At 69.1% G+C, this 11,944-nt stretch carries 9 protein-coding genes; 1 reads left to right on the forward strand and 8 read right to left on the reverse strand.

What is annotated here, in order from left to right; translation table 11 throughout:
- Positions 1–47 precede the first annotated feature (47 nt).
- The 3 genes from GPZ80_RS09975 to GPZ80_RS09985 form a co-directional block, all read right to left on the reverse strand.
- The gene (locus tag GPZ80_RS09975; RefSeq protein ID WP_187220013.1) at positions 48–1,796 is read right to left on the reverse strand and encodes a fatty acyl-AMP ligase; all 1,749 of its coding nucleotides are present in this window, start codon (positions 1,794–1,796) and stop codon (positions 48–50) included.
- Positions 1,797–2,458: 662 nt separating this feature from the next.
- Positions 2,459–3,049, reverse strand: a complete 591-nt coding sequence (locus tag GPZ80_RS09980; RefSeq protein ID WP_187220014.1) for a response regulator transcription factor — start codon at positions 3,047–3,049, stop codon at positions 2,459–2,461.
- 762 nt (positions 3,050–3,811) lie between these two features.
- On the reverse strand, positions 3,812–5,248 hold the full coding sequence (locus tag GPZ80_RS09985; RefSeq protein WP_187220015.1) for an MFS transporter: 1,437 nt from the start codon (positions 5,246–5,248) through the stop codon (positions 3,812–3,814).
- 145 nt (positions 5,249–5,393) lie between these two features.
- On the opposite strand from GPZ80_RS09985, the gene GPZ80_RS09990 reads away from it, so the two are divergent.
- Entirely contained in the window at positions 5,394–6,095 is a 702-nt protein-coding gene (locus tag GPZ80_RS09990; RefSeq protein ID WP_312880230.1) for a TetR/AcrR family transcriptional regulator, read from the forward strand.
- A 64-nt stretch (positions 6,096–6,159) separates the two neighbouring features.
- Here GPZ80_RS09990 and asnB read toward each other — a convergent pair whose 3' ends face one another.
- From asnB to GPZ80_RS10015, 5 genes are all read right to left on the reverse strand, one after another.
- Positions 6,160–8,004, reverse strand: a complete 1,845-nt coding sequence (gene asnB / locus GPZ80_RS09995; protein WP_187220017.1) for an asparagine synthase (glutamine-hydrolyzing) — start codon at positions 8,002–8,004, stop codon at positions 6,160–6,162.
- Between the two features lie 274 nt (positions 8,005–8,278).
- Positions 8,279–9,709 (reverse strand): ABC transporter ATP-binding protein, encoded by a 1,431-nt coding sequence (locus GPZ80_RS10000; protein ID WP_187220018.1) that lies wholly within the window; start codon positions 9,707–9,709, stop codon positions 8,279–8,281.
- The gene (locus tag GPZ80_RS10005; RefSeq protein ID WP_222719109.1) at positions 9,706–10,476 is read right to left on the reverse strand and encodes an energy-coupling factor transporter transmembrane component T family protein; all 771 of its coding nucleotides are present in this window, start codon (positions 10,474–10,476) and stop codon (positions 9,706–9,708) included. Before GPZ80_RS10005 ends, GPZ80_RS10000 begins: the two co-directional genes overlap by 4 nt.
- Positions 10,473–11,090 carry an MptD family putative ECF transporter S component gene (locus GPZ80_RS10010; protein WP_222719110.1) on the reverse strand — a complete coding sequence of 206 codons (618 nt, stop codon included), beginning with the start codon at positions 11,088–11,090 and terminating at the stop codon, positions 10,473–10,475. The genes GPZ80_RS10005 and GPZ80_RS10010 overlap by 4 nt, the downstream gene beginning before the upstream one ends.
- A 51-nt stretch (positions 11,091–11,141) precedes the next feature.
- A complete protein-coding gene (locus GPZ80_RS10015) occupies positions 11,142–11,942 on the reverse strand; it encodes a thioesterase II family protein (protein ID WP_187220019.1) in 801 nt (266 codons plus the stop codon).
- Between the last annotated feature and the right edge of the window lie 2 nt (positions 11,943–11,944).

The raw sequence follows: 11,944 nt of genomic DNA on the forward strand, positions 1-11,944 counted from the left end.
CGAACCGGGGGCGCTCCGGCTGCGACGCCCCCGGTTCCGGTCGCTCGTCACACGCTCGCGGGTTCCCGGCGGCGCGCCCGCAGCGCTTGCACCACCCATGGTTCGTAGTCGGCGTAAACGGCTGTCAGTTCGTCGGCCAAAAGCATTCTGCGCATCGTCGCTCGCTGGATCTTGCCGCTCGTGGTTCGGCGCACCGCGGCTCGCCGCAGTAGGCCGATGCCGTCGACCGGGACGCCGAACTCACAGGCGACCGTCGCGCGGATCTGCTCCGCGAGGGCGCGCAGCCGGTCGGCGGGTGGCCGACCGTTGATCTCGTGGGTGACGATCAGGGCGTCCATCGTGGCGGCGGCCGCGCCGAGCGACACGCTGAACACCGCGCCGACCGAGCCGAGTTCGGGGTGCCGCGCCCGCAGTGTCCGCTCGATGTCCTGGGGAGCGAACGTGCGCCCGGCCACGGTCACCAGTTCGGCGCAGCGCCCGGTCACGTAGATCTCACCGTCGTACACCGCGCCGAGGTCACCGGTGCGTAGGTAGCCGTCCGCCGTCCAGGCGAACGCGTTGGCCGCGGTGTCGTTCCAGTACCCGGCGGCGACGCTGCCGCCGCGCAGACAGATCTCGCCGATCGATCCGGGCGGCAGTGGCTCGGCGGTCGTCGGATCGGTGATCAAGACGTCGAAGGTGTGCGGCGTCCCGCAACTGACCAACCCCACGCCGCCGTCGGCGGCGACGAAGCGTTGCCGCTCAAGCATTTCGGGGTTCACTGTGATCACCTTGGGCCTGCGGTAGGCCTGACCCGAGATGTAGACCGTGGCCTCGGCCATGCCGTAGCACGTGGTCAGCACGTCGTCGCGCAGCCCGGCGGGCGCGAAGCGCTCGACGAACCGGTCGAGTGTCATGGGCCGCACGGGTTCCGCGCCGATCGCGGAGAACCGCCACCTGGACAGGTCCAGTTCGGCGACCTGGTCGTCGGTGATCCGGGTCCGGACCAGGTCATAGGCGAAGCTGGGTCCCGCCGACGAGTGGATGTCGTACTTGTCGATCAGCCGCAGCCACTGGTGCGGGCGCTTGAGGAACGACGCGGGGCGCATCAGCACGCAGCACGTGCCGACGAGCAGGGCGGGCAGAAGCTGACCGAGCAGGCCCATGTCGTGGTACAGCGGCAGCCACCCGCCCAGCCGCGTCCGCGGGGTCAGGCGGCACATGACGCGCTGGTTCGTCACGTTGTGCAGGATGTTGCCGTGGCTGAGCATCGCACCCTTCGGCGCGCCTGTGGTGCCGGAGGTGTACTGCAGCAGCGCGAGTGCCGACCGGTCGAGTTCCTCCGGCTGCCACGCGCCCGCGTCCGGCAGGTCGCCGCCGTCGGTAGCGACCACCGGCGTCCCGAGGCCCTCGGCGTCGGCCCACTCCGCGACGGCCGAGAAGTTCTCGGAGTCGGTGAGGACAGCGCACACGCCCGCGTTCTCCGCGATGCCCTGCACCCGCGACCGCTCCTCGCGGTAGCGGCCGGGCAGCGGCGCGGGCACGGCGGCCATCCCCGCATAGAGGCAGCCGACCAAGGCCGCGACGAAGTCGACCCCGGTCGGGTAGAGCAGCAACAGCCGCTCCCCCACCGGGAACCTCGCGCGCAGCCACGCGCCGACCTTCCTCGCCTCGGCGTCGAGTCGGGCGTACGTCCACCGGGTGTCGTCGCTCTCGTCCACGTCGTGCACGACGATCACCGCCAGGTCGTCCGGCGCCGTGCGGACATGATCTCGAATCACCGCGGCGATGCTTGTGACGTTCTGCGAATCGACCATGGAGCTGGTTTCTCCTTCTGCCGCGCGCACGACTGGGCCTCTCCGTGAGAAGCGCCGTCCGAGAAACGCGAAAGGGATATGCATGTGCGGCGCACCGACCCCGCGCAATTCGGGGAGCGAGCGCATCGACGCCTATTTCAGCCTTCTGTCGGATGCTCTACCTGGAGGAACATCGCCCCAGCAGAACAGTCGCATCGACTGTATTGGAGGCTAGCACGAAGTCGCTTAACGACCCGCGGGTCGCTCGACAAAGGTGCGAATCGCGCGGAGTCGTATTAGGAACTCATCGGTAACAATTACCGACGCGAGCGGGCCGACCCGACGGTGGGACATACACCACCCGTCTGACGCAAGCACTTGATATCGAGATCTCAACACCCGGGCAGAAGTTGCGAAACCGATCGCGCTCGCGATAGCGTGAGACACAGCCAATACTTGAGACTTGAGAAACCAGCGGCCGGGATGCGATCACAGCGCATCGCCGCACCTGCCCGCCGCCACCTGTTCTCCGCCACGACACTTCGCCAAAGGGATTCGCTGCCCGCGCGGACGGGCAGCGAATCCCTGAGTCACACCATGGCGGCGCACGATCGGGAGCACAGCGACTGGGAGGTCACCGCCGGATCACGCCCGACATAATTGAACATTCAGCGAAAGCCTGCTCAGATCCAGTACGAGGCCCTGGCGATCCGCAGCGCGTCAATACGATTGCGGGCACCCAGCTTCGCCACCACTGACGAGAGGTAATTGCGGACCGTCCCCTCGGACAGATGCAAGCGCGACGCTATCTCGACCACGGCGTCGCCGCGGGCCACATATTCGAGCACGGACAGTTCCCTGAGTGTCAGTGGACAGTTTTCATTGCCGAGCGCCGCGACGGTGAGTTCCGCGTCGAAAACCCGTTCGCCCTGGTACACCCGGTGGATCGCGTCGAAGAACCGGCGGGGCGGCGCGCTGCGCTGCACCATCCCGTCGACGCCGCCGGTGAAGGCCTGGCGCACGACCGACCGCGTGAACGCGGTCGCCAGCAGCAAGCTGCGGCAACCCGGCAGCGCGGCGACTTTCTCGGCTACGGCCAGGACGCCGTCGTCGGCCCCCTCGAAGCTGACGATCACGACGTCCGGCCGATGTAACTCGGCGAGTTCCAGGGCGTCAAGACTGGTGTCGGACGCCCCTACGACGTGCATCTCGTCGCTTTGCTCCAGTAAGGCGGTAAGCGCGAAACGCGAAAGGTGCACGTCGTCGGACACCATAACATTAATCCCCATGATTTCTCCCCTGTTACGATCCCACTATTGATCGGTAACCCACCCCTGGGACCGGATTCTACGCGTTCGATTCGACCGAGCTCAATCGCGCACTCAGCCTAACGAACCCCCCGTCGACATTCCCCGTCATCGACGTGTCGGTTACATTCATGGCCGATTTCGGCCAATCTGGCACCTGGGTGGAAATAGTGGACAGTAGCCCCTGATGAAACAGCGGTGGCGACAACACGGCGCCAACCGGCGATGAGCATGCGGTTTAAACCGACTCCGATGTTCGAATATTCCTCCCCCCTGCGGATAGGCAACCGAGAAAATGGACATTTCGGCGAAAACGGTCGGCCGAAGTCGCTACGCCGCCGACGAGATCCGAGCCGACGCGCGTGCCATCAATCCCCACCCCCACGGACTCCATCATGCCAAAAAGTGTGCACCGCGACCACAGCGACTTTGTGGCAGGTCACCGCGACATAATGCGTTGTACACGATCTGTTGATTCGACGCACTCGCGCGCGAGGAACACAACCCTTCGATCGTCGGGTTTGACAATGAAGCGCGGGCCGGAACCAGGCCCGACGCCGCGCATCCCCGTTCGAATTCCGCGAACCTGCGGACAAAAGGAAGGGGTCGCCGGCTGAGCCGGGGGGACGGCTCAACCAGCGACCTCATTCGTCGGGGCGACGCCATTGTCGCCCCGACACGATTTTCGAATAGCCGCCCGACTCCACAATGGACGCGCCCGACCTGCTTTTATTCCGCGGCGACCGCCTTGGCGGCTTCCGGGCGGACGGCGGGGATCACGAGCAGGGCGATGGCCGAGGCGGCCACCAGGAGGATGGCGCCGAGGGTCAGTCCCCACGCGTACCCGTCGGTCAGGGCCGCCGGGGTGGCGGTCGGACCGGTGCGGACCTGGGCGGCGGTGCCCAGGGCCGCCAGGCCGAGCGAGGCGCCGATCTGCCTGCTGCTGCTCAGCAGCCCGGACGCGGCGCCCGTCTCGGCCGGGTCGACGCCCACCGTGGCGGTGGAGACCGTCGGGCCAAGGCAGATGCCGAAGCCGATGGCGGTGATGATCGACGGGCCGAACGCGTCGGCGAAGAACGAGCCGTTCGAGTCGATCAGGCCGAACCAGAAGAACCCGACGGCGGTCACCAGGCCGCCGACGACGATCAGCGTGCGCGCCGGGACCGTCAGGCCGAGCTTGATGGCGACGACCGAGCCGATGACCACGCCGATGGCCAGCGGCAGGAACTCGACGCCGGTCAGCGCCGGGCTGGTGTCCAGAACCCGTTGCAGGTAAAGGGAGACGAAGTAGAACGACGAGGCCATCGTGGCCCCGAAGACCAGGTTGAAGATGTTGGCGCCCGCCACCGAACGGTTCGACAGCATGCCAAGGCGGATCAGCGGGTCGCGGCTCGTGGTCTTCTCCACGTAGACGAACGCGACCAGCATGGCGACCGCGATCCCCAGCGTGGTCAGTGTGGTCGACGAGCCCCAGCCATGCTGTTCGGTGCGGACCACGCCGAACACGAGCAGGCTCATGCCCGCGGTGGCCAGCACGGCGCCCATGACGTCCGGGCGGCCGTTGCGGGCGGTCGGCGGGGTGCTGTGCACGCGCAAGGCCATGAACAGCGCGATGGCGGCCATGGGCACGCTGATGAACATGACCCAGCGCCAGCCCGCGTACTGCGTGAGCACACCGCCGATCAGCACACCGAGCGCGCCGCCCGCGGCGTTCATCGCGCTCCAGATGCCGAAGGCCTTCACCCGCTCCTTGCCCGCGGGGAAGGTCGCGCTCAGCAGGGCCAGCGCGGCGGGCGCCAGCGCGGCGGCGCCGACGCCCTGAGCGGCGCGCGCGGCCACCAGGTGCCCGGGCTCCTGCGCGAAACCGCCCACCAGTGAGGCGATCGCGAACAGCGCGAGGCCGAACACCAGGATCTGCTTGCGCCCGAACAGATCGGCGAGCTTGCCGCCCAGCAGCAGGAGCCCACCGAAGGTGAGAGCGTAGGCGTGGATGACCCAGGTGAGGCCCACCGCGCTGAAGCCCAGGCCGGTGGCGATCTCCGGCAGGCCGACGTTCACGACCGACAGGTCGAGCGACACCATGAACTGCACGACCGCCACCACGGCCAGGATGAGCCCCGGCTTGACGGCCTGCTGGACGTTCGATGCTTCCTTTGTTGATTCCATGTTGGTCAACGCAACCCAGTCCTCTGCGCAGTGCTCCGGTCAACGGACTTTGCGAGCATGTTCCGAAAGTATCACCACCCGCGCCGGGCTGTCGAGCGGTACGGGGGGTTTTGCGGGCCGCACGGCGGAAATAGATGATGGGACGGTGCCAAGCCCCAACGCGAAGACCGGCCGCACCGGCAGACCGCCGGTCACCTCCCGTGCGGAGATCCTGACCGCGGCCCGCAAGCTGATCGACCGCCACGGCTGGGAGAAGGTGACCATCCGCGCACTGGCAGGCGAGCTCGGCATCGGCGGGACGACGCTGTACCGCCACGTCAGGGACAAGGAGGACCTGCTCCTGCTGTTGATGTCCGAGTACGCGGCCCAACTCCCGCAGCCGACGCTGCCCAGCGAACCCCGGGAACGCATCATCGCCGCGGCCATCACGATCCGCGACGCCCTGACAGCCTGGCCGTGGGCCGCGGACGTGCTGACCACGGACGGATTCATCGGCAGGCTGGGCGATTCCGCGCTGTGGCTGGTCGAGGCCATCGTGGCGGGCGCCATCGACCACGGGTGCTCGCCGGAGCGGGCGGTCCACCTCTTCCGCGACCTCTGGTATTACACCGTCGGCGAGGTCCTGGTCCGCGCCCACTCCTCACGCAAACACGAAAAGGTCGAACGGCCCGCGTTCACCGACCCGGGCCTGGTCGACCTCGACCCGTCCCGCACACCGCACCTGGCCGCCATCGGCGGCCGGTGGGCCGTCCTCGCGGCGCAGGACACCTACGTCCAGGGCGTTCGCGCCTTCGTCGACGGACTACTCGCTCAGGCCACCGCCGAGGCCCGTGACACCACAGGCTGAACGGCGCGGACGGTGATCCGGCCCCGGTTCCGGGCCTGATCACCGTCCGCGCGTCGTTTTCCGGTCAGTCCAGGTCGAGTTCGGGTGAGTGCAGGTCCAGCCAGGCGGCGACGTCGAGCACCCGCTCCAGCCCACCGCGCACCGCGAGCGACATCCCGGCCGGGTCCGCCTCAGCGGTCTGCTTGGCCCAACCGCTGTCGATGATCGCGAACAGCGGTGCGCCGGGCTCGGCGAGCAGTTCCCTCACCTGCTCCTGCAGTCGTGCCGCGTAGCCGGGGTTCTGCGGCGACGGGTACGGGCTTTTGACGCGGTCCACCACCGAGCGCGGCAACACGGGCGCCGCGGCGTGCCGCAGCAGGCTCTTCTCCCTGCCGTCGAAGGTCTTCATCGCCCACGGCGTGTTGTAGACGTACTCGACGAGTTCGTGGTTGCAGAACGGAACGCGCACCTCAAGCCCGACCGCCATCGACAACCGGTCCTTGCGGTCGAGCAGCGACCGGACGAACCGGGTCAGGTGCAAGTGGCAGGTGATCCGCATAAGCCGGTCGAACTCGGACTCGCCGTCGAGCGGTTCCACCTCGGCGACCGCGGCGGAGTACTGGTCGGCGGTGTAGGTCGCCACGTCCAACCGCTCGCGCAGCCCCGGCTCGACGTGGTCGGTGCGGCCGGCGAGGCTCAGCGGCGGGATCACCGTCATCCACGGGAAAGTGCCGGAACGCAGCACCTGCTCGTGGAAGAACCACGGGTAGCCGCCGAACACCTCATCGGCGGACTCACCCGAAAGCGCCACCGTCGAGTGCTCGCGGATCGCCTTGAACAGCAGGTACAGCGAGTTGTCGAGGTCACCGAACCCGTTGGGGATGTCGCGGGCGGCGACCGCCGCACGCCGCACCGCGGGGTCGGAGAGGTCGGCCGGGTCGAGCATCACGTTGTGGTGCTCGGAGTTCACGTGGCGCGCCACGTCGCGGACGAACGGCGAGTCGGGCGTGTCGCGCATCTCGTCGGGGACGAAGTTCTCCTCCTGGCCGAGGAAGTCGACCGAGAACGACCGCACCCGCTCGCCTTTGACGGCCAGCCGGTCGGCGGCGAGAGCGGTGATCGCGCTGGAGTCCAACCCGCCCGAGAGCAGCACGCAGCGGGGCACATCGGAGATCATCTGCCGTTCGACGACGCCGGTGAGCAGGTCGCGCACGCGGGCGACGGTGTCCTCGCGGCTGTCGGTGTGCTCCTGCGCGCGCAGCCGCCAGTAGGTGCGCTCCTTCACCCCGCCGCGGTCCACGGTGATCAGGGTGCCGGGGAGTATCTCCCGCATCCCCTTGTACAGGGCCCAGCCCGGCGCCTTGGTCTGGGCGAACAGCTCCCGAAGGCCTGCTGTGTCGACAACCTTGCGCACCCCTGGGTTGGCCAGGATCGCCTTCGGCTCGGAGCCGAACAGCACGCCGTCGGGGGTCGGGTAGTAGAACAGCGGCTTGACGCCCATGCGGTCGCGGACCAGGACCAGCTTCTGGTCGCGCCCGTCCCAGATCGCGAAGGCGTACATGCCGTCGAGGTGGTCGACGACGCTCTCGCCCCACTCAAGGTAGGCGCGCAGGACGACCTCGGTGTCGCTGTCGGTCCGGAACGTGTGCCCCTTGCCCTTCAGGCGGTCGCGCAGCTCCTGGAAGTTGTAGGACTCACCGGAGTAGACCATGGCGACCTCGCCCACCGGGGTGGTGACGGTCATCGGCTGCGCGCCACCCGGCAGGTCGATGACGGCGAGCCTGCGGTGGCCGAGTCCGACGTGCGTGCGCAGGTAGGTGCCACGCGCGTCCGGGCCGCGGCACGCCATCGTCTCGGTCATCGCATCGAGCGCGTCACCCCGGCGCGTCAGGTCGGCGTCGAACGCCACCCAGCCCGCGATCCCGCACATACGCACAACCCCATTCCCCGTAAATGGATTTCGCCCGACAACAAATCGCACATTTATTGCCATCGTCATGTTATCCAGCGCCAACTCGGCGGGACAATATTCGTTCCACCCAGGTCCGCGTGGGTTTCTCACATCCACCCGACCCAACCGGGTCTACCTGGATACACCCGCGCGTGGCGCCCTCGATTCGACTATTTCGAACTGCGTCGCGAAGCGCACATCGTTTACCGGCGAAGAAACACGAGCACACTTATCCGCACGGGTGAAATTCCGGTCACGACAGCGGGCGCAGGCGTAGTTCCTGATCCGCGGCGAGGTCGAGCAAGTCGGCGTCGTGGCTGATCAGCACGACGACCGCACCGCCGGTCGCGACATCGCGCATCGTCCGCGTCATCGACCGCAGGTGGCGGCGGTCGACACCCGAACTGGGCTCGTCGAAGATGACGACCCGGCGCCCGCTCAGCCGGGCCGTGGCGACGACAAGGCGCTGCTGTTGGCCGCCCGACAGCGACAGCGGGTGCCGGTCCCCGCAGTGGTCGAGGTCGAGGTCGGCGAGCACCCTCGCGGCGTGGTCGGCCTGCTCGGGGGTCATGCCGAGGCGCAGTTCGGCGTCGACGCTGTCGGTGAACAACTGCCGCTGCACGTCCTGCATGACGATCGCGGTCTCCCGCTGGCGTTGCGCGCGCGAGCGGGCCCGGCCGTCGAGCAGCACGTTGCCGCGGTGGCGCTGCAGGCCCGCGAGAACCCGGGCCAGGGTGCTCTTGCCCGCGCCGTTGGGACCGGTGACCGCGGTGATCCGGCCCGCGGGCAGGTGCGCCTCCTCGATGTCGAGGACGCGGCGGCCGCGGAAGCCGCACTGGACGCCGCGCAGCGCCACACCCGAGTCCGCCCCCGCGACCGCGTCGGTCGGTCCGGCGTCGGCGGTCTCGATGCTGGGACCGCGCGCCGCCGCCGTGGCGACCGCGGCCCGCACCGGGGCCCGCAGGCCGCGCAGTCCCTCCGCGCGCATCGTCTCGTCGGTCAGCTTCGCGATCTCCGGCCGGGTCCACTGCCTGGTGACCCGGCCGCCGTGCAGGATGACGATCCGGTCGGCGAGATCACGCAGGTAGTGCAGGCGGTGTTCCGCGATGACCAGGGTCATCCCCAGGTCCCGCAGGTGGCTCAGGACCCTGGTGAAGTCGTCCACGGCCCGCGCGGACAGGTTGGACGTCGGCTCGTCGAAGAGCAGGATGGGCGGACCGTGCGTGATCGCCGCCGCGCACGCCACCCGCTGCTGCTGGCCGCCCGACAGCTCCCGCAGCCTGCCGGTGAGCTCGTCGAGCCCGAACTCGGCGGTCACCTCGGCCACCCGACGGCGGATCCGCTCGGACGGGGCGCCGAAGTTCTCCAGCGCGAACGCGAGTTCGGTGTCGATGGCGTCGGTGAAGAACTGGCGGCGCGGGTGCTGCAGCACGGTCCCGGTCACCTGTCCGACCAGGGCGAGGTCGGTGATCGGCGCACCGTCGACACGGACCTCGCCTTCCAGCTTTCCCTCGTGGAACAAGGGAATCAGGCCGTTCATCAGGCGCAGCGCGGAGCTCTTGCCCGATCCGCTCGGCCCGCACAGGACCACGGTCTCGCCCCGCTCGACGCGCAGGTCGAGCCCGTCGAGCACGGCCACGTCACCGCCCTGGTAGGTCCACCGGACGCCCGTCAACTCGATCACAGCGCGCCCCTCCACACCACGGTCGTGGCGATGAGCACGGCTACCACGGCCACGACGGCCAGGTCGGCGCGGCCGAATCGCGGTGGGTGCATGGCCGTCGGACGCTTGCGCGCACCCAGGCCGCGCAACAGCGCCGAGGCGGACAGGTCCTCGGCCGACCGCAGGCTCGACGCCATCAGCGGCACGGTGAAGTACTCGATCGCCAGGAGGGGGTGGCGTAGCATCCCGCCGACGCCACCGAGTCCGCGCAGCCGCATGGCGTCCCACACCGCCGCCGTCTCGGCGATGATGGTCGGCATGAACCGCAGGAGCACCGCGCCGGACACGGTGAACGCCGACGGCACCCGCGCCGCCCGCAGCGCGGCGGTGAGCCTGGTCGGCGAGACGGTGCGGGCCAGGTGCGCGGCGATACCGCCGATGGCGATCAGGCGCAGCACGAACCCGGCCGTGATCGCCACGATGCCCAGGACCGGCCAGGGAGCCGCCAACGGAAGCAGGTAGTTCGCCGCGGCGGCGGCGAGGGCGGCCACCGGGATCACGACCGCCCGCCGCCAGGCCCGCTCGGTCACCGCGAGCAGCACCCCGACAACCAGCGCCGCGGGCACGAACCACAGCCCGCCGGGCGCCATGATGGTGATGCTCGCGGCCAGCAGCAGCGCGACCGCGGTGCGCGGGTCCATCGTCCAGCGCCCGGGTGTCCCGGCCGCCGCGGGCAACCCGACGTGGTGCGGCACGGCCCGCTCCGTGTGCGACCGGGCCACCGTCACGCGATGCCCGCCTTGCGGAAGTGCTTGTCCAGCAGGCGCAGCCCCAACACGCCGCCGATCAGGCCGAAGAGGAACGTCGACAGGTCGAAGGCGGCCAGCACGCCCGGCGACAGGAACGCGTCCAGCGCGTCGCGGTACTCCTGGCCCATCGACTGCATGTACTCGCCGGACAAGTAGTCCTCACGCGCGTAGAACATCGGCAGGAACAGCCCGGCGAACCACATGCTGAACACCGCGTAGGCCACCACGCTGAGTTTGCGCGACCGGTACCGGCCAAGCCACAGCAGCGCTTCGGCGACGAGCGCCAGCAGCACGCCGAGGACCAGGGCGATCGCCGGGCTGCCGATCAGGAGCATGAACGCGTTGACGATCACCGCGAACACGGTCACCATGCCCGCGTGCTTCACCCGGGTGAGGAACAGCATGAACGGCACGCCGCCCGCGATGATGCTGACCACGATCGACACCAGTGTCGCAAGTGGACCGATGAACTCGAGCGCGTTGAGCACCCCCACCGTCGCGAGGTAGAGCGCTGCGAAGATACCGATGTTGATCAGGTCCCGGGGGCTCATCTTGACATCGAGGCGTGGCTGGGCGGTGGAATCGATGGTCACGGTGTCTCTGCTCTCGTCTTGGTATGGGAGCTCGGAGTGGAAGGAGTCAGGTCAGGGCGCCGACGGCCACGGGACCGCCGAGGCGCGGGCCGCCGCGGCGCGCGCGTGGGCCGTCACCAGACCGATCACCTGGTCGCGGTGGTGGTCGAGGTAGAAGTGACCACCCTCGAAGACAGTGACGTCGAACGAGCCGTCGGTGACGTCGGCCCAGCCCTGGGCCTCCCGCTCGTCGATCTCGGCGTCCCGGTCGCCGTGGAACACCGACACCGCCGCGTCCAGGCGCGCCCCGGGCGCCATCGTGTAGGTCTCACTCAGGCGGTAGTCGTTCCTGATGATCGGCAGGTACGTCTTGATGAGCGCCTCGTTGTCCAGGACGTCGAGGTTCGTCGCCTCGGTGCGGCGCAGTTCCTCGATCAGTTCGTCGTCGTCACCGAGGTGCACGGTGCCCGGCCGGGCGAGCGCCGGGGCGGGATGCCCCGAGGCCACCAGGCGAGCCGGGGCGACTCCCATGACCGTCATGCGGCGGGCGACCTCGAACGCGGCGAGCGCGCCCATGCTGTGTCCGAAGAGGACTGTCGGCAGCGGCCGCCCGAACGGCAGGTCGCGCGCCAGCACCGCGGCGAGGTCCCGGATGGTCGACGGCAGCGGCTCGTGGAACCGGTCCTCGCGGCCCGGATACTGCACGGCCACGAACTCGAGGTCCCACGGCACCGCCGCGGTCCAGGGCTTGTAGTAGCTCGCACTGCCGCCGCCGTGCGGGAACAACACCACTCGCGCCCGCGCGTACGGGCGGGCCGCGAGCGGGCGAAACGCGCCCGCCCGCCCGTCCCACACCGGGGAACCGCTCGTCATGG

Source organism: Actinokineospora xionganensis (genome assembly GCF_014323725.1).
In the GTDB taxonomy this organism is placed as follows: Bacteria; Actinomycetota; Actinomycetes; order Mycobacteriales; family Pseudonocardiaceae; genus Actinokineospora; species Actinokineospora xionganensis.